We start from the raw sequence: 23056 nt of genomic DNA, 5'->3' as shown, positions 1-23056 counted from the left end.
CCACGGCGGGGTGCTGTCCCGCGACTGTCAGTCGCCGTACTTGGCGCCCGCCGGGGCCGGGTCGATGGCCAGCCGGTAGCCGCGTTTGACCACCGTCTGGACCACTCCGGGCGCGCCCAGCGCGGTGCGGAGCCGCGTCATCGCGGTCTCGACGGCGTGTTCGTCCCGGCCCGCGCCGGGGAGCGCGCGCAGCAGCTCGGAGCGGGGAACGACCCAACCGGGGCGGCGCGCGAGGGCGCGCAGCAGAGAGATACCCGCCGGCGGCACGGGCCGCAGCGCGCCGTCGAGTACTACCGCGCGCCCCCTGATCTCCAGCCGGTGGCCGGCGACCGGCAGGGTCTCGACCCGCGAGGGCAGCTCGGCGCAGAGCAACTGCACCAGCGGGCCCAGCCGGAACCGTTCCGGCTGCCGCGTCGGCACGTCGTGGGCCTGGAGCGGCAGCGCGGTGACCGGACCCACGCAGGCGGCCAGCACCCGGTGCCGCAACGCCTCCAACAGCGGTTCCAGCAGCGCCCGTTCCTCCGCCCTGCGCAGGAACGAGGTGGCGGCGGGCGCCGAGGTGAACGTCACGGCGTCGACGCCGCGCGCCAGCACCGTGTCGATCAGCCGGTCGACGGGGGCGATGTCGGCCGGCGGCATCCAGCGGTAGACCGGCACCTCCACCACCTCGGCCCCCGCGGCGCGCAGCGCCTCCAGGAAGCCCGGCTGCGGCTCACCGTGCAGTTGGAGCGCGAGCCGCTTCCCCGCGACCCCCTCCTCCAGCAGCCGGTCCAGCACCTCGGCCATCGACTCGGACGCCGGCGACCAGCTCTCCCGCAGCCCGGCCGCGCGGATGGCGCCGCGCACCTTGGGGCCGCGGGCCAGCACCTCGCCGGTGGCGAGCGCGGCCAGCAGCGGCTCGCCGAGCCCCCAGCCCTCGGCCGCCTCCACCCAGCCGCGGAAGCCGATCGCCGTGGTCGCCACCGTCACGTCGGGGGCGCGTTCCATCAACTGGCGGGTGGCGGCCAGGAGTTGCTCGTCGTCGGCGAGCGGCACGATGCGCAGCGCGGGGGCGTGCGTGACCTCGGCTCCGCGCCGGCGGAGCAGCGCGCCCAGTTCCTCGGCCCGGCGCGCCGCGGTGACGCCGACGGCGAAGCCGTCCAGGGGCCGGACGGCCGGCCGCTGACGCTCTTCGTGCTGGTCCTGCTGGTCCTGCTGGTCCTGCTGGGGCATGACCGTTCCACCCTGGTGGTTCGCTCGCTGACGGGGACATGGGGACGAGGCCGACGGATGGTGCGGGGCACCGGCCATGGAGTGCCGCCGAGCCTGGCAGACGGGCGTGTCGGTGCCGGTTCCGCCGTGTTGCGCCGGTGTGAAGCGGCCCCGGCCCGCACCTCAGACTCCCACGTGGCCCGGCACCTCGTTCCGCCGGCCGCCGGCGACCGCGGTCTCCCGCGACCGGGGCCCCATCGCGCCGCGCAGATAGACGGCCCAGGTGACCGCCGAGCACAGGGCGTAGAAGACGAGGAACGCGACGAACGCGTTCACCCCCGAGCCCGTGGCCTGGAAGGACTGCCGGAAGGCGAGGTTGATGCCCAGCCCGCCGAGCGCGCCGACCGCCCCGATCAGCCCGATCGCGGCCCCCGACAGCCGCCGCCCGTAGGCCGCCGCGGCCTCCCCGCGCAGCCCGAGCGCCACGGCCTTGGCCTGGTAGATGCCGGGGATCATCTTGTACGTCGAACCGTTGCCGATCCCGCTGAGCACGAAGAGCGCGACGAAGCCCACCAGGAAGACCCCGAGCGACTCGGCGCGCGAGGCCGCGATCACCACCCCGGTCGCCGCCGCCATCCCCAGGAAGACCCACAGCGTGATCCGCGCCCCGCCGAAGCGGTCGGCCCAGTGCCCGCCGAACGGCCGCACCAGCGACCCGAGCAGCGGACCGACGAACGTCAGGGAGGCGGCCTGGAGCGGGGTCCGGTCGAACTGCGTCTGGAGCACGAGGCCGAACGCGAAGCCGTAGCCGATGAACGAGCCGAACGTGCCCGTGTACAGGAACGACATGATCCAGGTGTGGCGGTCCCTGACCGACTCCCGCGCCGCGCCGGTGTCGTTGGTCACCGGGGCCAGGTTGTCCATGTACCGCCACGCCAGCACGGTCGCCACCACGATCAGCGGGGTGTAGGCGGCCAGCAGCACCCGGGGGCTGCCGTCCCCCGCGGTGGCGATCACCAGCAGGCCGGCGAGCTGCACCACGGGCACGCCGACGTTGCCGCCGCCCGCGTTCAGACCCAGTGCCCAGCCCTTCTTGCGCAGGGGGAAGAAGGCGTTGATGTTGGTCATCGACGAGGCGAAGTTGCCACCGCCGATCCCGGTCACGACGGCGACCAGCAGGAACGTGCTGTACGAGGTGCCCGGTTCCATCACCACCCAGGCGGCGAGCGTGGGCAGCAGCAGCAGCGAGGCCGAGATCACCGTCCAGTTCCGGCCGCCGAACCTGGCCACCGCGAAGGTGTACGGCACCCGTACCAGGGCGCCGACCAGGGTCGCGGTGGAGACCAGGAAGAACTTGCCGGCGGCGTCGACCCCGTACTCGTCGCCCATGAAGAGCACCAGCACCGACCAGAACGACCAGACGGAGAAGCCGATGTGCTCCGAGAGCACGGAGAGCAGCAGGTTCCGGCGGGCGACGCGTTCCCCCGTGGTCCGCCAGAAGTGCTCGTCCTCCGGGTCCCACTGCTCGATCCAACGTCCGCCCCGACGGGCGGGCCGTGGCCTGACGACTGACATGCTGCCTCCAGCGCGGTCCGAACGAACCGAGAACGTAACAACCGGCGGCTTCGGCACTGTTGGCGGCAGGTGACACGCACGCAACCTCCGCCTCACCCACGGGAGGCTCCACGAGTGAGCGCCCACCACGACCGGGGGCGCGGGAATCCGCGCGGGCGACCCGGCACCGGGCCGCACCCGACGCCCCGGCCCGGCCGGCGGGAGCGGCGGCTACCCCTCGGTGAGGCGGCCGGGCAGCGGAGTGGGCCCCAGATGCGTGCTCTTCGGTGGCATTCCCGCGCCGCTCGCCGCGCCGGCCCAGATCTGGTCCCAGGTCGGCGGCGGCAGGATCAGCCCCACCTCGTCGGCCGCCGGGTAGTGGCTGGTGTAGCGCAGCGCAGGCGACAACTGCTGGTCCTCGCAGAGCGCCGGGATCAGCACATGGTCGCTGATCGCGGCCGGCAGCTCGACCCACTCCACCGGCAGCGTCCGCAGCCGCCCGGCCAGCGCGACGGGCGAGATCTCGGAAAGACCCCAGATCCGGCCCTGCCCGGTCAGCAGATAGGTGCCGGGGCGCGGCACCGGCCGCCTCGCCGGCGGCAGTTCACGGACGCGCGCGATCCGCTCCGCGGCGCGCACCGCCCGTTCCAGGTCGAGTCCCGGCACCACCCGGTGGGTGGCCGAGAGCGTCAGCGGGTAGCGCCGGTGGTCGACGACGAGCGCCAGCAGCCGGTCGCCCACCGCGTCGGGGTGCGCCCGGCGCAGCCGCCTGGCGGCCTCCAGCCGGTGGTGCCCGTCGGCCAGCAGCATCGGCGGCAGCGGCGGCGGGTCGAGCGCCCAGGACGCGTCGCAGGCCCAGAGGCGTTGCAGCCCGCCGCCCGGCACCGGCAGCTCCTGGTCGGCGGGACGCCGCACGGTCTCCTCGACGCAGTCGTGGAAGGCACCGAGGTCGGGCGCGGCCAGCAGCAGCGGTTCGACGCTGCCGCCGCGCTCCTTCAGCAGGCGGGTCTGGAACCTGACGGCGTTCTCGCCCACCTGCTGGTGGCGCAGCACATGCCCGCTCTCCACTCCGTGCAGGCCCAACGCTCCGATCACCCCGCGCTGTTCGACGGAGCCGACGGCGTCGACGCGTTCCAGCACGTAGTAGCTGGCGCGGCCGAGCGGCCGGCCGAGAACACCGTGGAAGGGGAGCAGCAGGTCCGTGCGCGGTGCCGGGCTCTCCGGCAGCACCAGCGGGCGGGACAGCTCAGGCAGCAGAGTGCTCCTCCTCGTTCGCGGACACGGGGACCACGACCGGCCGCAGGACGTCCTGGGCCTTCCGGAGCACGGCCTCCAGCTCGCACGGCGCGTCCGCCACGGCGATGACGCAGCCATGTCCGGCGACCCGGCTGGTGGTCTCCGGAACATGACCGCCCGGCGGGACGGAGATCTCGACGTCGGTGACTCCCGGCAGCGCCAGTGCCTCGTCCATCCCCTCGACCGTGACCAACGCGCCGGGGGGCAGGCGCAGTTGACGGAGACCGGCGAAACGTTCGCGGGTCCGGCCGACGGGTTGGGGAAGACCGAGCGCCGCGGCGAGGGCCAGGGCTTCGAGGTCCGTTCCCTCGGCCAGCAGCAGCAGTTCGCTGATCCGGTCCTCGCCCGGGTGGGCGTGGGACTCGACCAGTCGTGGCCCCGCCGAGGTCAGTATCACCTCGGTCTGCGAGGGGCCGCTGCGGTGGCCGGCGGTGTTGAGCGTGGCGACGACCAGCTGGTGGATCTGGCGGGTGGTGTCCCGGTCCAGCTCCGCCGGCAGGTCGTAGCCGGTCTCCCTGCCCTCCGGCACGCCGGAGGTGTACCGCCTGGAGATCGCCAGGACGGTGTGCGTGCCGGCCAGGGAGTGGGCCACCACGCTGTACTCGGGTCCTTCCAGGAACTCCTCCACGATCAGCGCAGGTTCCGGCGGCAGCCCGGCGGCCAGGAACGCCGCGTCCGCGGCATCACGCAGCAGATGGACGTCCTGGCCGCCGAAACCGGTGCGTGGCTTGGCCACGCACGGGAAGCCAACGCGCAGGGCGACGGCTTCCAGATGCGCGGCGCGGTCGCAGTGCTCGAACCGGACGGGGGCACCGGTGAGCTGGTTGACCTTGCCGCGCAGGGCCGCCTTGTCCGTAAGGTACGCGACGGCCGCATGGGGGTTGCCAGGAAAGCGCAGGGCTTCGTTGGCCCGAGCCGCCGCGAGGGCGCTGGCCTCGGCGAAGCCGAAGACGGAGATCCTGACGGGAACGTGGGCGAGGTGACCGATCGACATCAGCAACCGCGAGTGGTCGCGCCACTCCACGGTCATGGCGTCGTCAGCGGCCTCCGCCGCCTCCCGGACCTCCGGGCTCGAAAGGTCGGGTGCGAGAACGAGCGTGGTGGCGCCGACCGCGTGGGCCGCCTCCACCACCGAGCGGCGTGGGCTGAGCAACACCGCCAACGGTTTCGATGGCGTGGTCATGCCGGCCTCGCTGCTCACACGAACCCTCCGATGACCCGGATCAGGCCCAGATGTTCCCGGCCTGGGACGCTGCCTGGGTGGAACCGGACTCGACGGAGGAGCCCTGAGCTGCGGCTACTCCACCGGACACAGCCGCGACGACAAGGGCTGCGAAAAGGCTGAGAGCAAACTTCTTCACGGGTTCCCTCTTCCGTGTCCACATAGACGAACATGAGTGGCATGCTGGCGCAATCATGCTCACGAGCATTCACGGAGAAGTCGATAGAGTCACTGTGGCATCATCTCGCCTGTCAAGTTGACGCCAAGGGGCTGGCCGACGTCGTTCGAGGAAGAAGAGCGTGCACGAATCCGGCGAAATAGACGCAGCAGCGACCCGAGTTTACCGGCTCCGCGTGATCCATCCCACAGATTCGGTGAGCCAGATCGCGTCACGCGCCGGATTGACCGAGGACGAGGTCACCGCCGCCGAGGAACGCCTCTTCACACTCGGCCTGTTGCGCACCTCACCGAGTGGCGGACGTGTGGCGATCTCGCCGGAGAGCGCGGCCGACGCGCTACTCGCCCCCCTCGAACAGGACATCCTGCAACGCCGGATCGCCATGGCCGCCACCAGGGCCAGACTGCACGCGCTCTCCGGGGACTACCTGGAGGCCCGCTCGATGCGCTCGGCGAAGAGCAGCATCGAGGTGGTCGAGGGCATCGAGAACATCCGCGCCGTCATCGACGACCTCGCCCGCACCTGCACCGAGTCACTGGACGCCCTGGTCCCGGGCGGCGGCCAGCCCGAGGGCGCGATCCGCGCGGCGACCCCGCTGGACCTGGAGACGCTGGAACGCGGCGTGAAGACGCGGATGCTCTTCCAGCACACCGCGCGCAAACACCGCGCCACCGTGGTCTACGCCGGCACCCTGATCGCCGCCGGCGCCCAGGTGCGCAGCGTCAGCGTGCTGCCGTCCCGGATGCTGATCTACGACGCCAGCTGCGCGGTGCTGCCGATCGACCCGCTGCACACGGCCGCGGGGGTGGCCCTGGTGCGGGCGCCGGCGGTGCTCAACTTCCTCCAGCAGCTCTTCGAGCACTACTGGGACCGCGCCATCGACTTCGCGGAGGAGGACCAGCGCTCCGGCAGCGAACCGACCGACGTCGAACGCGACGTGCTGATGCTGATGGCGGCCGGGAAGAAGGACGAGGCGATCGCCCACCAACTCGGCATGTCCCCGCGCTCGGTGAGCAGAATCGTGGCCAGGCTGATGGAACGCCTCGGCGCCGACAGCCGGTTCCAGGCCGGCGCGCGCGCCGCGCTGCAGGGCTGGCTGTCCTGACGGGCGGAGCGGGAGGAACGGACCGAGCACGATGATCGACGACGAACCCGACGTGCTGATCGACCGTGAGATCGACGCCACCACGGTGCGGATCTACCAGCTGCGGGTCGCCCATCCCACCGACCACCCCGCCGAGTTGGCAGAACGCGCCGGCCTCGCCGCCGACCAGGTGCGGGCCGCGGAGCGGCTGCTCTCCCGGCTGGGCCTGCTGCAGCGCACCCCGGGCGGCGGCTGGGTGGCGATCAACCCGGAGAACGCGGCGGAGAGCCTGCTGGCCCCGATGGAGGGCGACATCCTCCGTCAGCGGGTGGCGATGGCCGCCACCAGGGAGCGGCTGCACGCGCTCTCCGGCGACTATCTGGAGGCCCGCTCGATGCGCTCGGCCAGGACCAGCATCGAGGCGGTCGAGGGCATCGAGAACATCCGCGCCGTCATCGACGACCTCGCCCGCACCTGCACCGAGTCACTGGACGCCCTGGTTCCGGGCGGCGGGCAGAGCGAGGCCGCGCTGTCGGCGGCGGCGCCGCTGGACCTGGAGCTGCTCAAGCGCGGGGTGCGGATCCGCTCGCTCTTCCAGCACGGCGCGCGCCGGCACCGGGCGACCGCCCGCCACGTGAGCCGCATCACCGCCGCCGGCGCCCGGGTCCGCACGGCCGGCGTGCTCGCCTCCCGGATGCAGATCTACGACGGGGAGCTGGTGGTGCTGCCGCTCGACCCGGGGCACTCGGCCGCCGGCGTCGCCCTGGTCCGCGACCCCTCGGTGGTCGACTACGCCAGCCAGTTCTTCCAGCTCAGTTGGGGCGCCGGGCTGGACTTCGACGGCACGGGGGAGGAGGACGCCCCGGTCGCGGGGACCGCGCCGATCGGCCAGGAGCGGGACGTGCTGCTGATGATGGCCGCCGGGCTCTCCAACGACGAGATCGCCGACCGGCTCGGCGTCTCCGCGCGCTCGGTCAGCCGCGTCGTGGCCAACCTGATGACCCGGCTGAACGCCACCAACCGCTTCCAGGCCGGCGTCGAGGCCGCCACCCAGGGCTGGCTCACCAGCTGACCGGCGGGCAGCGCACGCGCCCGCCTCAGCGCCGGTCGAGGAAGTCGGCCGCCACCGGGCCCGCGTCCTGGCCACCGGACCCGCCGTCCTCCAGCATCACGGCGAACGCCAGGTCCTCCTCGCCGAGGAAACCGATGATCCAGGCGTGGGTGGCGAGTTCGCCGTCCTCGTTCGTGAACTCGGCCGTGCCCGTCTTGCCGTGCGGCTCACCCGAGACGTCGGCCAACGCCGAGGCGGAGCCCTCCGTCACGGTGTCCCGCATCAGCCCCCGGAGCGCCTGGACCGTCTCGCCCGACAACTCGGCCGTCGCCTCGTGCCGCCGCTCCACCGCTTCCGGCACCAGCACCGGCTGGTGGAAACCGCCGGCCGCCACCGTGCCGGCGACCGAGGCCATCGCCAACGGGCTGGCCTGCACCTGGTGCTGGCCTATCAACGAGGCGGCCAGCTCGTTCTCCTCGGCGGTCGGGGGCACCGACCCGTCGAACGTCGCCGCGCCCACCTCCCAGGTGGCACCTATCCCGAACGCCTCGGCCGTCCGTCCCAGCGACTCGTGGTCGAAGCGGTCCAGATTGCCTATGAACGCCGTGTTGCACGAGGCGGCGAAGGCGTCGTGCAACGAGGTGTCGTCGCCCAGCTCGAACTCGTCCTGGTTCTCGAAGCGCTGTCCGTTGACCGTGACATGGCGCGGGCAGCCCAGCGGGTCGTCCACGCCGACCCCGTTCTCCAGCAGATGCGCCGTGGTCAGCACCTTGAAGGTGGAGCCGGGCGCCAACTGCCCCTCCAGGGACCGCGCGAAGCCGTCCACCGGGGTGTCCGCCGCGGCCAGCACCTCGCCCGTGGACGCCCGCAGCGCCACGATCGAACCGTCGCTCTCCGCCTGGGCCAGCGCCTCCTCGGCCGCCCGCTGGATGTCGGCGTCCAGCGTGGTGACGACCGGGCTGCCCGGCTCGCCCTCGCGCCGCTCCAGCGAGGCCACCGCCTCCCCCGACTCCCGGTCCGCGACCACCAGCTCGGCGCCCGGGGTGCCGGCCAGCACCTCCTGATACCGCGCCTGGAGCCCCGAGGCCCCCTCCCCCGTCTCCGGATCGACCGAGCCCACCACGGCGCGCGCCGCGTGCGCCAACGTCCGCTCCTCCTCGGCGAACTGCAGCCCCGGGACGGCGACCAGCTCCTCCGCGTGCTCGGCGTAGACCTGGTCCCTGAGCGTGACCACTGGCACCGCCTGGTCCGGCTCGGCCTCGGCGACCCGCTCGGCGAGCGCCTCGACGTCTATCCCCGCGTCCAGCGCCTCCAGCGTCTCCCAGGCCAGCTCCTCGTCGGTCAGCTGGGCCGGCCATATGCTCACCGCCCAGACCCTGGCCGGGCCGGCGACCGGGGTCTCGTCCGCCGTGACGATCGGCGCGCGCTCCGGCCAGGAGACCGTGTTGACCAGGGTCTGCCCCTCGGACAACTCCGGGTGCAGCAGCGCCGACTGCCAGCGCAGCCGCCACTCGTCGCCCGACCCGGGAACGGCGAGCGCGACGTTGTCCCAGGAGACCTCGCCGATGCCCGGCAGCGTGAAATGGGCGGTGAAGCCGACCGCCCGCGCGTCGTCGGGGGCGCCGTCCGGCTTGTCGACCGCGCCCGTGACCTCGAAGGAGACCTCCTCGGGCGCCGTGTTGTTCGCCACGGAGCCGAGCAGCGACTCGGCGGCCGCGGGGTCGTCGGTCCCGGCCGCGGCCTCGGCCAGCTCGCCGGCCGCCCAGGCGTCGAGGAACCGCTCGGTGGCCGCGCGCGCCCGCTCCTCGCCCCCGCCGTCACCGCCCCCGCGCAGCAGCAGGACCGCGACCACGGCGAGGACCGTCACCAGCGCGGCACCGCCGATGAGCGTGACCCGCTGATTACGCCAACTGTTCGCCATGGTCGCGACCTTACCGGCCCACACCGACAAAAAGACGGGCTTACGCCCACAATCGGCGGCCGTCCCCGGTGAACCCCGCCACGTCCGCCCGCACGGGCGCCGCCGGGAACCCCGCGGCCGCTCCACCGCCGGCCGAGGACGCCCCCGCGCCCGCGCCACGACCGCGGGCCCCGCACGACGACCGCGGCGCCCGGCCCGCGGGACAGCAAAAAGCCCCGGACCGGGGACCCGGTCCGGGGCGACAGTGGAGATGGCGGGAATCGAACCCGCGTCCAACGAAGTGGAAGGAGGGCTTCTCCGAGCGCAGTCCGCTGCGATTTTCTCGGCCCCGGAGATCACGCGGACAAGTCTCCGACGGGCTCAGTCACTGTGTGATGTCCCACACACCCCCGTGACCGGGGCGGGTGGTGAGTCCCCTAGCTGATGCCAGGACCCGGGACGGGAACTAGCCCGGGCTGACACCTCGCGGTCGCTGCTCAGGCAGCGAGGGCGAAGGAATCGCGCTTGGTATTGGCGATTATTTTTTTGCGGCATGTGGTTAACGAGATCATTGCCGCTTCCTCGGCTCGCTTCCCCTGCTTCGACGTTCGCTGTCGAAACCGATCATCCCCATGTTGAGTTGACAAACGGCCCGCCGCGGGTGTCCCCAAGCGGCCCGTGCCGTGCTCTGCCGTCCAGTATAGCGCGGCGCCCCGCGGCACGCCCGGCCGTTTCAGCCCCGCTGCTTGCGGCGGGCGGCGGACATGACGCGCTCCGCCTCCCTGCGGTCCTGCTTCTCCCGCAGCGTCTGCCGCTTGTCGTACTCGCGCTTGCCCCTGGCCAGCGCTATCTCGACCTTGGCCCGCCCGTTCACGAAGTAGAGCTGGAGCGGCACCAGGGTGAGGCCGCTCTCCTGGAGCTTGCCGATCAGCTTGTCGATCTCCGAGCGGTGCAGCAGCAGCTTGCGCTTGCGCCGGGCGCTGTGGTTGGTCCAGGTGCCCTGCGCGTACTCCGGGATGTGCACGTTGTGCAGGTAGGCCTCGGCGCCGTCGATCTGGCCGAACCCGTCCACCAGCGAGGCGCGACCCGCGCGCAGCGACTTGACCTCGGTGCCCGTCAGCACCAGCCCACACTCGTACGTGTCGAGAATGAGGTAGTCGTGCCGGGCACGCTTGTTCTGCGCGATGAGTTTGCGTCCCTTTTCCTTAGCCATGACCAGCCAAGTCTACCCATCGGAGATCGTCGGGGCCGAGCGATATTCCGCGCCTACAGACCGAGCCCGGCGAGCACTCTCCCGGCCTCGGCCTCGGCGTCGGCGCCGGGCGCCACCAGCAGGTCGGGCACGAGGCCGCCCTCGTCCACCGTGCGCCCGGACGGGGTCGCGTAGTGCCCGACGGTCAGCTCGGCGACCGAGCCGTCCGGCTGCTCGCTCGGCATCTGCACCGTGCCCTTGCCGAAGGTGCGGTGACCGACGATGACCGCTCGATTACGGTCCTGGAGCACTCCGGTAAACATCTCGGCCGAACTCATGGTGCCTCCGTCCACCAGCACCACCAACGGGGTGCCGGTGTCCCCGCCGGGTGGGGCGTGCAGAGCCCGCTCCTCGCCGTGCACGTCGTAGGTGGCGACCAGCCCCCCGTCCAGGAAGACGGAGGCGGCGTCGGCGGCCTCGGTCAGCAGCCCGCCCGCGTTCCCCCGCAGGTCGACCACGATGCCGCGCCCCTCGGGCACCTCGGCGACCGCCTCGCTCAGCAGCTCGGCCGAGCCCCGGGTGAACGAGTCCACCTCGATGCGGGTGAAGCCCTCCCCCTCGCTCACCGTCACGCTGCGGATCGCGAGTCGGGCGCGCTCCACCGACAGCTCCCGGTGCTCACCGTCCCGTTCCATGCCGAGCAGCACGGTGCTGCCGGGGCCGGCGTGTGCGGCGCGGTCGCTGCCGCGCAGCCGGCTGACCACGTCGGTCACCGGGCCGTCGGCCAGCGGCACGCCGTCGATCGTGTGGATCACGTCGCCGGGACGGACGCCGGCGCGCTCCGCCGGGCTGTCCGCGTGCACCTCGCCGACCTCGATCCGGCCGTCGGCCGTGCGCAGTACCGCTATGCCGGTGCCGACGTACTCGCCGTCGAGGCCGCGGCGCAGCGCCTCGTACTCCTCGGGGGTGTAGGCCGCGGACCAGCGGTCACCGCTGCGGCTGACCAGCCGCCCCGCGTCGTCGAGGGCAGCCGAGGCGGACTCCCTGGCATCCTCGACGCCGAGGCCGGTGCCCGAGCCGGAGGCCAGCACGGCTGCCTCCGCCCCGTCGTTCCCCTCCGGCCACGAACCGGTCGCGGCCCCGGTCACCAACACCCCGGTGAAGACACACGCCAGAGCGGTGCCCCGCCGGACGCTCCGGGACGAACCACGGTGAGACGGACCAGACATGCTGCGGAGTGTAGGACATCCCCGGCGGGCGCACGGTAGTCGCCAGTTGCTTCAGCGCCGGGGATACGTCACACCGATTTCACACCTTCAGGTACTTGTACAAGGCGAAGAATGCTGCAAGGGCGGGCATCGCGATCCCGGTCACCAACACGTAGGGCAGCACCGAGAAGACGGCGTCCCAGCCGACGAAGTCGATCACCGGGATGCGCTCGGCGAGGAAGCCGTCGATGCCCAGATAGACGCCCAACAGCAGGAAGCAGGCGAGCAGCGCGCCCATCAGCCCCGCGATCGTGGCCTCCAGGATGAACGGCAGCTGGATGTAGAAGCTGGAGGCGCCGACCAGCCGCATGATCCCCGTCTCACGGCGCCGGCTGAACGCGGAGACCCGCACCGTGTTGACGATCAGCAACACCGCCACCACCAGCATCAGCATCATCAGACCCACGGCCGCGATGTTCACGCCGTTCAACAGGTTGAACAGGTTTTCCAGCAGGGAGCGTTGGTCCGTCACCGACTGCACGCCCTCCCGGCCGGCGAAGGCCGAGGAGATCACCTCGTACTTGGTGGGGTCGGTCAGCTTGATCCGCAGGGACTCCTGCATCTGCTCCGGGGTCACCACGGAGGCGAACGGCGAGTCCTTCTGCTGCTCCTGGTAGTGCTCGTACGCCTCCTCCGCGGTCTCGTGGTAGACCTTGTCCACGAGCTCCAGGCTCTCCAGCTCGGCCGCGATCTCCTCCCGCTGCTCCTCGGTGGCCGGGCCACGGGAGCAGGCGGCGTCGGTCTCGGCGTCGACCTCGTTGCAGAGGAAGATCGACACCTCGACGCGGTCGTACCAGTAGTCCTCCATGCTGTTGACCTGCTTGCGCGCCAGCAGCGCGCCCCCGAGCAGGGCCAGGGAGAGGGCGACCGAGACGATCACCGCGAAGGTCATGGTGAGGTTCCGACGGAGACCGACCCCGATCTCCGAGAAAACGAAGTGGGCGCGCATGGCGTCCTTTCCGTGGTCGAGTCAGTGCTGGTAGCCGTAGACACCGCGGGTCTGGTCACGCACCAACCGACCGCGTTCAAGTTCGATCACACGCTTACGCATCTGGTCCACGATCTGGGCGTCGTGGGTCGCCATGACCACGGTGGTACCCGTGCGGTTGATGCGGTCGAGCAGCTTCATGATGCCCACCGAGGTCTGCGGGTCCAGGTTGCCCGTGGGCTCGTCCGCGATCAGCAGCAGCGGCCGGTTGACGAACGCGCGGGCGATGGCGACGCGTTGCTGCTCACCGCCGGACAACTCGCCCGGCATCCGGTCGTCCTTGCCGCCGAGGCCCACCAGGTCCAGCACCTCGGGCACGGTCTTGCGGATCTGACCGCGCGGCTTGCCGATCACCTCCAGGGCGAAGGCGACGTTCTCGCCCACCGTCTTGTTGGGCAGCAGCCGGAAGTCCTGGAACACGGTGCCGAGTTGCCTGCGGACCTGCGGGACCTTCCAGTTGGAGAGCCGGCCGAGGTCCTTGCCGAGCACGTGCACACTGCCCTGGCTGGCGCGCTCCTCCCGCAGCAGCAGCCGCAGGAAGGTGGACTTGCCCGAGCCCGACGAGCCCACCAGGAAGACGAACTCGCCACGTTCGACCTCCAGCGAGACGCCACTGAGGGCCGGCGCCTGCTGCCGGGGATAGGTCTTGGAGACGTTGTCGAATCGAATCACGGTTACACCAAGTCGGGACTGGGTATGGACGAGGGGTTCTCCCTTGCTGGGCAGACCCTACGCGAAGCGCCGCGCGCCGCGCAGTCCCGCAGGCCACGCGGCCGCCCCACTTGCCCGCACTCGCGGGGGTTCTCCCGCCGGTGCCGACCGCCCTTCCGCCGTCTCCCCGCCCGCTTCCCGAGGGCCGCCGCCCGTTCCCCGTCTGCGGATCGGCGTCCCGCCTGGCAGAGTGGAGGAGACGGGGGGACGAGAGGAGACGATCGCATGACCGCCGACTGGCTGGTGTGCGCCAACTGCGCGGGGCGGGTGAGCGAGGGGCGGTGCGCGGTGTGCCGCGCCGAGCTGGCGCGGCTGCGGCAGACGCGCGGCCCCTGGGAGCTGCTGGGCCACCCGGGCGCGCTGATCGCGCTCCTGGTGGGGCTGGCCGCCGTGGCCTGGCTCATGGCACGGCCCGCCTGAGGACGGCCGCGAACGGGCCCCGCGCCGCTCGGGAAGAAGCCGAAGAAGCCGAAGAAGCCGTCGAACAGCCGTCGAACGAGGGAAGGGCCCGGAACGCCTGAGCGTTCCGGGCCCGTTGCCCTGATTCAGGGTCGCCTACCGCCGGTTCAGGCGGGGGTGGCGCCACCCTTGTTGATGAGACGCGGCAGGTAGCGGAAGCCCACACCGCCGGCGATCATGGTGGCAGCACCGATGACCAGCAGGGTCTCGTTCATGGAGGAACCGGTCTCGGCCAGCTCCTCGCGCTCCTCGGTGGCCGCCTCGTCGGTCAGGTCCTCGGTGGGAGTGTCCTGCTCGATGGGGCTGCTGCCACCCTCGGTGTCGGGCTCCAGGCCGCCGTCGCCGCCCTCGGCGACACCCTGCGGGCCGCCGGAGGCGGAGCCGTCGTTGTCGCCGTCGTCACCGTCGGCGCCGCCGTCGTCACCGCCGTCGTCACCGTCGGAGTCGCCCTCGGACGCGCCCTGGTCGTCGCCCTCGACGCTGCCCTGGTCGTCACCCTCGACGCTGCCCTGGTCATCGCCCTCGACGCTGCCCTGGTCATCGCCCTCGACGCTGCCCTGGTCGTCGCCCTCGACGCTGCCCTGGTCATCGCCCTCGACGGAACCCTGGTCGTCGCCCTCGACGCTGCCCTGGTCGTCACCCTCGACGGAACCCTCGTCGTCGCCCTCGGTGTCACCCTCGGTGATGCCCTCGGCGATGCCGACGATGCCGCCGTCACTGCCCTCGACGACGCCCGCGACGGTGAGGTCCGGGGTCTCGTTAACCGGCTTCGCCGGGTTGCTTGCCGACGCGGTGCCAACGACGGCGAGCGAAGCGCCCGCGGCGAAGACGGCGGCCGCGGCGATACGCGCCACGTTGGCCCGAGTCTTGGGACTGGCCATCTATCCACTACCCCCTGTAGCTACTTGGTATGTGACGGAGATGCCATCACAGTGTCCCGTGAATGGGGCAGCCTCACGCAAGGGCGGCGGAACCGCTTGGGGTTCACCTAGCTCTTGCGCCCCTCGCGCTACTCGCACCCACGGATCACAGGCGTGCCAAGTGAACACCCTTCCCCCTGAGCGCATCCCCGTCAAGCAGGATGTCCGGTAAGTGCCCTGTAGAGGGAAGAAGTTGTGTGAAGGTTACTTCTCGTGCTGTTTACGCCACCGGATTCCGGCTTCCAGGAAGTCGTCGATATCCCCGTCCAGTACGCCCTGAGGGTTTCCGACTTCGTGTTCGGTGCGCAGATCCTTGACCATCTGGTACGGCTGGAGAACGTAACTGCGCATCTGGTTACCCCAGGAGTTTCCGCCGTCCCCCTTGAGGGCGTCCATCTTCGCCTGCTCCTCGGCCCGTTGGTGGGCGAGCAGCCGCGCCTGGAGAACGCGCATCGCGGCGGCGCGGTTCTGGATCTGGGACTTCTCGTTCTGACAGGAGACGACGATGCCGGTCGGCAGGTGGGTCAGCCGGACCGCGGAGTCCGTGGTGTTGACCGACTGCCCGCCGGGCCCCGAGGAGCGGAAGACGTCCACCCGGATCTCGTTCTCCGGGACCTCGATGTGGTCGGTCTGCTCCACCACGGGCAGCACCTCGACGCCGGCGAACGAGGTCTGGCGGCGGCCCTGGTTGTCGAACGGCGAGATGCGCACCATGCGGTGGGTGCCCTGCTCGACGGAGAGGGTGCCGTAGGCGTAGGGCGCCTTGACCGTGAAGGTGGTGGACTTGATGCCCGCCTCCTCCGCGTAGGAGGTGTCGAGCACCTCCGTCGAGTACCCGCGGCGCTCGGCCCAGCGCAGGTACATGCGCTGGAGCTGCTCGGCGAAGTCCGCCGCGTCGACGCCGCCGGCCTCCGCGCGGATGCTGACCATCGCCTCGCGCGGGTCGTACTCGCCGGAGAGCAGGGTGCGCACCTCCAGCTCGTCGACGGCCTTGCGCACGGAGGCCAGCTCGTCCTCGGCCTCGCGGCGGGCGTCGGCGTCGCCCTCGTCCTCGGCCAGCTCGAAGAGGACCTCCAGGTCCTCGATCCGGCCGTGCAGCTCCTCGACCTTGCGCAGCTGGCCCTGGAGCAGCGACAGCCGGCTGGTGACCTGCTGGGCGCTCTCCGGGTCGTCCCACAGGTTGGGTGCCGCCGCCTGCTCCTCAAGCTCGGCGATGTCGGACCGCAAGCGGTCGAGATCGATCACGGCCTCGACGGACTCCATGGTGGAGGCGAGGGACTTCAACGCTTCGGAAACATCGACGACTGCCACCCCCCCAGCGTAACCGTTGACGTCGGGGGCGCCCGGCCGCCCGACGGCGGCCCTACGGGCGGGCGGGCCCGGCCGGCGCCGGCCCCTCGGCCACGGCCTCGTCGGCCACGGCCTCGTCGATCACGGCCTCGTCGATCACCGTCGGGACGATGGCCGGGCCCATCCCGTCACCGCCCTCGCCTTCGTCGCCGCCGGAGAGCAGCAGCCAGCCGGCCACTCCGGCGAGCACGGCCGCGCCGGCGACCGTCACCGCCAGCCGGCGGCGGCGCCTGGCGCCCGGGGTGGTCGCGTTGCGCGCCGAGCCGGCGCGCGGCTGCCCGGGGGCGCGGGGCGCGCGGGCGGTGCCGCGCGCTCCGCCGGAGAGCTCGTCGGCGTCCGGGACCCGCATCCGGGTGTGGGTGACGCGCTCGGAGTCGGGGGCGGCGCCGCGCACCAGGGGAACGGCGGCGCGCGAGGAGGCGGCCGTCGCCAGTGCCGCCTCGTCCTCGGCCGGCTGGCCGCGCTCCTCCTCCAGCGTGGGATCGCCGAGGTCCAGCGGCCCGCGGCCGGCCAGCGCCGGCTGCGACTCCCGCAGACGGGAGGCCAGTTCGGCGGCGCGCAGCCGGGAGGCCGGCGCCTTGGCCAGGCACTGCTGGATCAGCTCCCCCAGCTCGTCCGGCAGCCCGGGCAGCGGCGCCACCTGCTCGGTGACCTGCCGGCGCAGCACGGCGCCCGGGTGACCGCCGCCGAACGGGGTGAAGCCGGAGAGGAGCTCGTAGAGGACGGTGACCAGGGCGTAGATGTCCACGGAGGCCCGGGGCGGCAGGCCCTCGACGATCTCGGGGGCCATGTAGTCGGGGGTGCCGACGACCCCGGACTTGCCGCCGTGGCGCGGCTCGTCGATCAGCTTGGCGACGCCGAAGTCGGTCAGCAGCGCGTGCGGGCGCTCGCCCGAGGTGTCGAGCAGGATGTTCTCCGGCTTGACGTCGCGGTGCACGATGCCGGCCGCGTGCGCGACGGCGAGGCCGCTGGCGACGCCGGCGACGATGGCCGCCGCCTCGGCCGGGGCCAGCCGGCGCTCCCTGGCGAGGTGGGTGCGCAGGTCGGGTCCGCGCACCAGGTCCATGACCAGGGCGATCTCGCCGCCCTCGCCGGCCTGTTCGTCCGGGACCAGCAGTTCGCGCACGCCCACGATGTGCGGGTGTTCCAGGCCGAGCAGCGCGTGCCGTTCATGGGCGAAGCGCTCGGCGAGATCGGGGTCGGCGGCGAGGTCCTCCCGCAGGAGCTTGATCGCGACCGGGCCGTCCGGACCCTCCCCGAGCCACACCGTTCCGGCGCTGCCGCGGCCGAGCACACGGTGGGCGGTGTAGTGGCTGCCGATGTTCCGTGCCATGGCGTGAGGCTACGTGGCCCCTCCGCGCGACACAGGACAGCACGCCGGGATTGTCCCGGTTTACCGGCATGTCCTGGACGAAATTCCTGACGGGAAGTCGATAAATCACCGAGATCATCGACGAGTTGCGCGGTGATCGTGATCGGGATTCACCAACGGACGGAAGCGGGGCCTCCATTCGCCCCGCTTCACTCCCCGCCGGGAACGCTGTCCTGGAGGTCTTCGACGTTCTGCTGTGCCTCGTCGATCAGGCCGAGCCATTCCCGCACGTCGTCGAACCAGTCGGTGACGGTGTTCCAGAAACTCTTGCCGTCGGCGATCCAGTCCTGAAGCGGCGTGAAGTTCCAGACGAGAAAACCGATCACGACGAGAATGAGCAGCATGAAGAGGCAGCCCTTGAGGCAGCCGAGCCCGGGAATCCGCATCGGGTTGGCGCTGCGGGAACGGCCGCGCGGCTCGCGGTCCCGGCGCGGCTCGGGCTCCTGGTACGGCGGCGGCACGGGGCGCTGGTACTGCTGCGGCGGCGGCTGGTAGCGCTGCTGCTGTTGTTGCGGAGGGTAACCGTAGGGGTCCGGCCTCGGCTGCGGCGGCTGCTGGGGCTGCCGCTGCTGCGGGCGCCGCTGGGGGCGCCGCTGGGGCTGGCGCTGCGGCTGCCGGTAGAGCGGGTCCTGGGGCTCCTGGTGGACCGGCTGGACGCGGGTGGGCTCGTTGCGGTCCCGGGCGGCGCGCATCTGGTCGCCCCACGGGTGCGGCCCCTCGGGCTCGGGCGGCGTGGGCGGCTGGGCCGGCATGGACCGGGTGTCGCCGAGGCCGTCGCTCCGGCCGCCGTCGGCTCCGACGCTGGGCATCACGTTGGTCGCGGCCTCGGAGTCCGCGCCGCCCGCGTCCGGGGCGCCACGTGAGCCGCCCGGCATGACCTGGGTGGGCTCGGCAGAGCCCTCGGGGCTGATCCCGGTGCCGGGGACGCGGACCGGCGAGCTCTCGGGGAGCAGCAGGGCGCCGACGCCGAGCGCCGCGTTGCGCTGGTCCGGGGTGGCGTTCTCGTTGACGCCGGCGGCGACGGCGCGCAGCGCGCGGGCGAGGTTGGCGGCCGAGGGGCGCTCGTCGGGGGACTTGCGCAGGCAGCGGTCGATGACGGTCCACAGCGGGCCGGGGACCCCGTCGGGGCGGTGCGGCTGCTCGCTGATGTGGCGCTGGAGGACCTGGAGGGTGTTGCCCCCGCCGAACGGCGGCTGGCCGACGACCAGTTCGTACAGCAGGATGCCGGCGCCGTAGACGTCGACGGCCGAGGTCTGCTCGCGGCCCTCGGCGGACTCGGGGGCCACGTAGGAGGGGGTGCCGACGAACTCGTGCGCCCTGGTGACCCCGGGGGAGTCCGCGAGGCGGGCGATGCCGAAGTCGGTGAGCATCGGGCGCAGCGGCTGCCCGTCGCGGCCGCCGGCGAGGAGCACGTTGGCCGGCTTCAGGTCGCGGTGGACGATGCCCTTGCCGTGCGCGGCGGCGAGGGCGTCGGCGACCTGCGCGGTGAGGAGGGCGGCGGCGACCGGCGTCATCGGGCCGTTCTCGTAGAGGTGCCGGTGCAGGTCGGGGCCGTCGATCAGGTCCATCACCAGGGCTATCACCTCGCCCTCGACGACCAGGTCGCGGGTGCGGACGATGTTGCCGTGGTTGGCGGCGGAGAGCCGCAGCAGGACGGAGCGCTCGCGCAGGAAGCGCATCACCACGTCGGGGTCGTGCGCCAGCTCCTCCTTGAGGACCTTGATCGCGACCAGCTCGCCCGGCTCCCCCTGGACGGCGGCCTCCGAGCCGGCGGCCTCGCGCTGGCGCCCGCGCCAGACGGTGCCGGTGGCGCCGCGTCCGAGCGGCTCGTCAAGCAGGTACTTGCTGCCTACCGGCCGCACGCTGGCTCCCTGATGCTTCGCTGATGGTCACGTGTCCCGAGACACCTACTGTAGTGCCGCACTGTAGTGCCACCGGGTGACATCGGGGCTTCGCCCCGGGCACTGCCGGGTGGGACGCGGCACCCGCCGGGTCGGTTGCGTGGGGGCGCGTCGGGGTGATCGCGCGCGGCTCCCCGGAGGGGGCGCGCGGGATGGCGCGGAGGGCGGTGGATGATGGGGTGCCGGGTGGCGCCTCCCCGGCGGAACGCGGGCGGTCCTGCTGCCGCAACGATCCGGGCCGGTACCGGCCCGGGAAGGGCCACCCCTGGTAACGACCGATCAGATCTGGTCAGATATAGCCAATCAAGATCATTAAGCATCAGATGCGCGTTCCGCTGTCAGTGACGGGTGCGAGGATGCCACCAGCATCATCCGCATCCCCGCGGGTCGGGACATGACAGCCGGGAGTGACCGGGAGGGCCGCGATGCCGATTCAGATCAGGGTGACCGTCCTCGGGCCCGGCGTTGCCGACGGCGTCGACGTGACCGTCTCCGCACCCGCCGACACCCCGCTCTCCGCCGTCGTCGGCTCCCTGGCCAGCGCGGTCACGCCCGGGGGCGCGACACCGGGCGCCGTCTACTGCGAGGACCGCAGGCTGGACCCGGCGCTCAGCCAGCTGGGGCAGCCCCCGCTGGTCGACGGCGCGGTGCTCTCGCTGCACCGGCCGCTGGAGGGGCCGGGCGCCGAGCCGGTGCCGGCCCGGCTGCTGGTCGCCTCGGGCCCCGACGCGGGCGGGGTCCACCTGCTGCGCGGCGGCACGGCCACCATCGGCCGCTCGGCCGACACGGACATCGCGCTGGACGACCCGGACGTCTCCCGGCTGCACTGCGCGCTGACGCTGGCCCCCGACGGCACGATCACCGTCGCCGACCTCGGCTCGACCAACGGCACCTGGCTGGACGGCCGCCCGGTGCGGGAGCACCCGGTCGCGCTCCCGCCGGGCGGGATACTGCGGCTCGGCGAGTCGGCCCTGCGAGTGCTGACCGCCGAGGAGCGGTCGCGCGAGCCGGCGCTCGGCGGGCCGCCGGCGTCCGCCCCGGCGCCCGCCCGCGCGGGCGGGGCCGCCGGGCCCCCGCCCGAGCCGCCGCCGACCCGGGTGCAGCGCCGCGCGGTCTGGGGGCGCCGCGCCTCGGGGCGCCCGGAGGAGGCCCCGCCGGAGCCGGTCGCGGCCGAGCCGGTGGCCCGGATCGCGCCCGCCGAGGAGTCGCGTTGGCCTGATCTGGCCGCCCTGTTGCTGCTGGCCGTCGAGTCGGGCCCCCGGCTCTGGGAGCGCGGGCCGGGCAGCCCGGACGCCTACGGGATAAGGCTGGGCACGGCACAGAGCCCGGCCGACGGGCTGCCGCCGGTCACGGTCAGCCTGCCCGCCGTGGGATCGCTCGGCCTGGCCGGGCCGCGCGAGCGGATCGCCGGGCTGGCCCGCGCGGTGCTGGCGCAGTTGGCCGCGCTCCACCCGCCGAGCGCGCTGGAGCTCGTGGTGCTGGCGCCGGGCCGGGCCACCGAGTGGTCCTGGCTCGGCTGGCTGCCGCACACCCGCCCGGCGCGCGGCCAGGACTGCCGGCTGCTGCTCGGCTTCGACGAGGAGCAGGTGGCCGCCAGGCTGCGGGAGTTGACGGAGATCGAGGCGCCGGGCGCGGGCCGGGCGCCGGCCAGGCGCTCGGTGGTGCTGGTGGACGGCGGGCTCTCGCCAGCCGCCGCCCGGCGGCTGGCGCGGCTGGCGGTCGAGGGCCCGGCCGCGGGTGTGCATCTGCTCTGCCTCGCCGAGACGCCGCCGGCCACCCCCTCCTCCCCCGTCGCCGAGACGCTGGGCGCCGCCCGGGCCGCGCATCCGGCCTTCGCCGCCTGCGGCTCGGTGGGCCTGCTCAGCGGCGCGATGGCCACGGCGGTCCGGCTGGTCGGACCCGATGGCAGACCGGGCCCGGCGGCCAGCGCCGACGCGGTCTCGCCCGCGTGGGTCGAGCGCTTCGCCCGCGCGCTGGCCCCGCTCCGCGAGGAGGGCGCGGGCGGCCCCGGCGGCGCCCAGCCGGGGACGGCGCCGCTGCCGGAGAGCTGCCGTCTGCTGGACGTGCTTGAGCTGTCCCGGGTCACCCCGGCGGCGCTGCGGCGGCGCTGGGCGGGCGGCACCGGGCTGCCGCTGGTGCTCGGCGCGGGCGAGCGGGGGCCGGTCTCCTTCGGCCTCGGCGGTTCCCGTGTGCCGCTGCTGGTCGAGGGCGGCCCGCGTTCCGGCCGCACCGAGACGCTGAACGCGCTGGCGGCCTCGCTCGCCGCGACGCTCGGCCCGCGCGAGCTGTCGCTGCTGCTGGTAGAGGGCGAGGGCGACGGGCTGGCGCCGTCGGCGGAGCTGCCGCAGGTCGCCTCGCACGTCGGGGCGACGGACCCGGTGCGGATCAGGGCGTTCGCCCAGGCGCTGCGCGGTGAGCTGAAGCGGCGGGCGCTGCTGCTGGGCGGCGCCTCGTTCGATCCGCGGCGCGGCTTCGGCGAGGGACTGACCCCCGCGGCCGGGGAGTTGGGCGAGGGGCGCGTGGTCGCGCCGCGCAGCGGCGGGGAGGCGCTGGGCCCCGAGTCCGAGCCGCCGATGCGCGCGCCCGGCAGCGCCCCGCTGCCCTGGCTGGTGGTGCTGGTCGACGATCTGCCGGCGCTGGTCTCGCCGCCGTTGGGCGCCCCCGGGCGGCAGGCGGCGGGCTCGATGATGCGGGCGCTGGACGCGGTGCGGCGGGAGGGCCCCGCGCTCGGCGTGCGGCTGGTGCTGGCCGGCGGGCCGCCGGCCGGCGAGGACCCGCTGCGGCTCGCGGCGGCCGCCCGGCTCGTGCTGACGGGGGCGCCCGTCGGCCGCGGCGAGCTGCGCACCGTGGACGGCGGTCGCGCCCCCACGCAGGCCGGCCGGATCACGGGCCGCATCCCGCGTACGGCGACGCTCCGCCCGACGGTGACCCGGCTCGACTGGGCGCGGCTCGGCGATCCGCCGGCCCGCCGCCCGGTCCGCGAGCTGGGGAACGGCCCGACCGACATCGCGCTGCTGGCCAGCGCGGCGGCGCGCGCCGCCTCCCCGAAGGAGTCGGCGCCCGCCACCCCGGTCTGACGCGAAGCGGGGTGACGGTCGGGGCGGCGGGCCCGCCGCCCCGACCGTCACCGCTCTCCCCGAAGAACGCACGAGACCCGACCAGACCGCTCGGGACCGCTCGCGACCGCACGAGACTCCCCGGTACCGCACGAGACCGCGCGTCGCCGTGGGTCTGGTTCCGGCCAGTTCCGCCCGGTCCGCGCCCGCGGTCCTGACCGGTTTCGCCGCAGGTCGTTGCGGTAGTCCGGCACGTCATCGCAACGACCACTTCAGGCCATCGGGACACCCCCTGGCGCATTGGCCCCGCATTGTCCGCGCGGGACGTTACAGCAGCATCACAAAGGCCCGTGGGGGTCACCT

The 23056-nt window shown here is 73.2% G+C and carries 17 protein-coding genes and 1 other RNA gene; 4 read left to right on the top strand and 14 right to left on the bottom strand.

All coding sequences use genetic code 11. The features are described from left to right. Positions 1–27: 27 nt before the first annotated feature. The 4 genes from CRP51_RS23240 to CRP51_RS23225 form a co-directional block, all read right to left on the bottom strand. Positions 28–1212 (bottom strand): uroporphyrinogen-III synthase, encoded by a 1185-nt coding sequence (locus tag CRP51_RS23240; RefSeq protein WP_097233270.1) that lies wholly within the window; start codon positions 1210–1212, stop codon positions 28–30. Between the two features lie 162 nt (positions 1213–1374). After that, a complete protein-coding gene (locus tag CRP51_RS23235) occupies positions 1375–2766 on the bottom strand; it encodes a nitrate/nitrite transporter (protein ID WP_097233269.1) in 1392 nt (463 codons plus the stop codon). 210 nt (positions 2767–2976) lie between these two features. Next, complete coding sequence (locus CRP51_RS23230) at positions 2977–3975, bottom strand: DUF1015 family protein (RefSeq protein ID WP_170970645.1); 999 nt, start codon at positions 3973–3975, stop codon at positions 2977–2979. A gap of 16 nt (positions 3976–3991) precedes the next feature. Continuing rightward, a complete protein-coding gene (locus CRP51_RS23225; RefSeq protein WP_141514651.1) occupies positions 3992–5224 on the bottom strand; it encodes an ATP-grasp domain-containing protein in 1233 nt (410 codons plus the stop codon). Between the two features lie 413 nt (positions 5225–5637). Between CRP51_RS23225 and CRP51_RS23220 the strand changes: the two genes are divergently transcribed. Next, the gene (locus CRP51_RS23220; protein ID WP_245880757.1) at positions 5638–6546 is read left to right on the top strand and encodes a helix-turn-helix transcriptional regulator; all 909 of its coding nucleotides are present in this window, start codon (positions 5638–5640) and stop codon (positions 6544–6546) included. A gap of 31 nt (positions 6547–6577) precedes the next feature. Continuing rightward, the gene (locus tag CRP51_RS23215; protein WP_097233265.1) at positions 6578–7597 is read left to right on the top strand and encodes a helix-turn-helix domain-containing protein; all 1020 of its coding nucleotides are present in this window, start codon (positions 6578–6580) and stop codon (positions 7595–7597) included. Positions 7598–7622: 25 nt separating this feature from the next. On the opposite strand, the gene CRP51_RS23210 is transcribed toward CRP51_RS23215, so the two are convergent. From CRP51_RS23210 to ftsE, 6 genes are all read right to left on the bottom strand, one after another. Next, positions 7623–9497 carry a penicillin-binding transpeptidase domain-containing protein gene (locus CRP51_RS23210; protein WP_097233264.1) on the bottom strand — a complete coding sequence of 625 codons (1875 nt, stop codon included), beginning with the start codon at positions 9495–9497 and terminating at the stop codon, positions 7623–7625. 242 nt (positions 9498–9739) lie between these two features. After that, positions 9740–10108: a transfer-messenger RNA gene (ssrA, locus tag CRP51_RS23205) on the bottom strand. A gap of 101 nt (positions 10109–10209) precedes the next feature. Further along, on the bottom strand, positions 10210–10689 hold the full coding sequence (gene smpB, locus CRP51_RS23200; protein ID WP_097233263.1) for an SsrA-binding protein SmpB: 480 nt from the start codon (positions 10687–10689) through the stop codon (positions 10210–10212). A gap of 53 nt (positions 10690–10742) precedes the next feature. Continuing rightward, a complete protein-coding gene (locus CRP51_RS23195; RefSeq protein ID WP_097233262.1) occupies positions 10743–11897 on the bottom strand; it encodes a S41 family peptidase in 1155 nt (384 codons plus the stop codon). 79 nt (positions 11898–11976) lie between these two features. Further along, positions 11977–12885: a permease-like cell division protein FtsX gene (gene ftsX / locus CRP51_RS23190; RefSeq protein ID WP_097233261.1), complete on the bottom strand. Its 909-nt coding sequence runs from the start codon at positions 12883–12885 to the stop codon at positions 11977–11979. A gap of 21 nt (positions 12886–12906) precedes the next feature. Then, complete coding sequence (gene ftsE, locus CRP51_RS23185; RefSeq protein ID WP_097233260.1) at positions 12907–13596, bottom strand: cell division ATP-binding protein FtsE; 690 nt, start codon at positions 13594–13596, stop codon at positions 12907–12909. Positions 13597–13860: 264 nt separating this feature from the next. Between ftsE and CRP51_RS23180 the strand changes: the two genes are divergently transcribed. Then, positions 13861–14055 carry a hypothetical protein gene (locus CRP51_RS23180; RefSeq protein WP_097233259.1) on the top strand — a complete coding sequence of 65 codons (195 nt, stop codon included), beginning with the start codon at positions 13861–13863 and terminating at the stop codon, positions 14053–14055. A 146-nt stretch (positions 14056–14201) separates the two neighbouring features. On the opposite strand, the gene CRP51_RS23175 is transcribed toward CRP51_RS23180, so the two are convergent. The 4 genes from CRP51_RS23175 to CRP51_RS23160 all read right to left on the bottom strand — a co-directional run bounded on the left by CRP51_RS23175 (position 14202) and on the right by CRP51_RS23160 (position 19598). Further along, complete coding sequence (locus CRP51_RS23175; RefSeq protein WP_141514650.1) at positions 14202–14975, bottom strand: LPXTG cell wall anchor domain-containing protein; 774 nt, start codon at positions 14973–14975, stop codon at positions 14202–14204. A 243-nt stretch (positions 14976–15218) separates the two neighbouring features. Then, entirely contained in the window at positions 15219–16325 is a 1107-nt protein-coding gene (prfB, locus tag CRP51_RS23170; protein ID WP_097233257.1) for a peptide chain release factor 2, read from the bottom strand. Positions 16326–16377: 52 nt separating this feature from the next. Beyond that, the gene (locus tag CRP51_RS23165) at positions 16378–17697 is read right to left on the bottom strand and encodes a serine/threonine-protein kinase (protein WP_097233256.1); all 1320 of its coding nucleotides are present in this window, start codon (positions 17695–17697) and stop codon (positions 16378–16380) included. 188 nt (positions 17698–17885) lie between these two features. After that, complete coding sequence (locus tag CRP51_RS23160) at positions 17886–19598, bottom strand: serine/threonine-protein kinase (protein WP_097233255.1); 1713 nt, start codon at positions 19596–19598, stop codon at positions 17886–17888. Positions 19599–20062: 464 nt separating this feature from the next. On the opposite strand from CRP51_RS23160, the gene CRP51_RS23155 reads away from it, so the two are divergent. After that, the gene (locus CRP51_RS23155) at positions 20063–22714 is read left to right on the top strand and encodes an FHA domain-containing protein (RefSeq protein WP_439333209.1); all 2652 of its coding nucleotides are present in this window, start codon (positions 20063–20065) and stop codon (positions 22712–22714) included. The last annotated feature ends 342 nt before the right edge of the window (positions 22715–23056 follow it).

It is taken from the genome of Streptomyces zhaozhouensis (assembly GCF_900230195.1).
GTDB lineage: Bacteria > Actinomycetota > Actinomycetes > Streptomycetales > Streptomycetaceae > Streptomyces > Streptomyces zhaozhouensis.
Note: the sequence above shows the minus strand (reverse complement) of the source record. Positions and strands in the feature narration are given on the sequence as shown.

Coding starts and splice junctions, on each gene's coding strand:
- CRP51_RS23240 (WP_097233270.1), bottom strand. CDS start 1,212: ATGCCCCAGCAGGACCAGCAGGACCAGCAGGACCAGCACGAAGAGCGT.
- CRP51_RS23165 (WP_097233256.1), bottom strand. CDS start 17,697: ATGGCACGGAACATCGGCAGCCACTACACCGCCCACCGTGTGCTCGGC.
- CRP51_RS23215 (WP_097233265.1), top strand. CDS start 6,578: ATGATCGACGACGAACCCGACGTGCTGATCGACCGTGAGATCGACGCC.
- smpB (WP_097233263.1), bottom strand. CDS start 10,689: ATGGCTAAGGAAAAGGGACGCAAACTCATCGCGCAGAACAAGCGTGCC.
- ftsX (WP_097233261.1), bottom strand. CDS start 12,885: ATGCGCGCCCACTTCGTTTTCTCGGAGATCGGGGTCGGTCTCCGTCGG.
- CRP51_RS23180 (WP_097233259.1), top strand. CDS start 13,861: ATGACCGCCGACTGGCTGGTGTGCGCCAACTGCGCGGGGCGGGTGAGC.
- CRP51_RS23225 (WP_141514651.1), bottom strand. CDS start 5,224: ATGACCACGCCATCGAAACCGTTGGCGGTGTTGCTCAGCCCACGCCGC.
- CRP51_RS23155 (WP_439333209.1), top strand. CDS start 20,063: ATGCCGATTCAGATCAGGGTGACCGTCCTCGGGCCCGGCGTTGCCGAC.
- CRP51_RS23195 (WP_097233262.1), bottom strand. CDS start 11,897: ATGTCTGGTCCGTCTCACCGTGGTTCGTCCCGGAGCGTCCGGCGGGGC.
- CRP51_RS23235 (WP_097233269.1), bottom strand. CDS start 2,766: ATGTCAGTCGTCAGGCCACGGCCCGCCCGTCGGGGCGGACGTTGGATC.
- CRP51_RS23175 (WP_141514650.1), bottom strand. CDS start 14,975: ATGGCCAGTCCCAAGACTCGGGCCAACGTGGCGCGTATCGCCGCGGCC.
- CRP51_RS23210 (WP_097233264.1), bottom strand. CDS start 9,497: ATGGCGAACAGTTGGCGTAATCAGCGGGTCACGCTCATCGGCGGTGCC.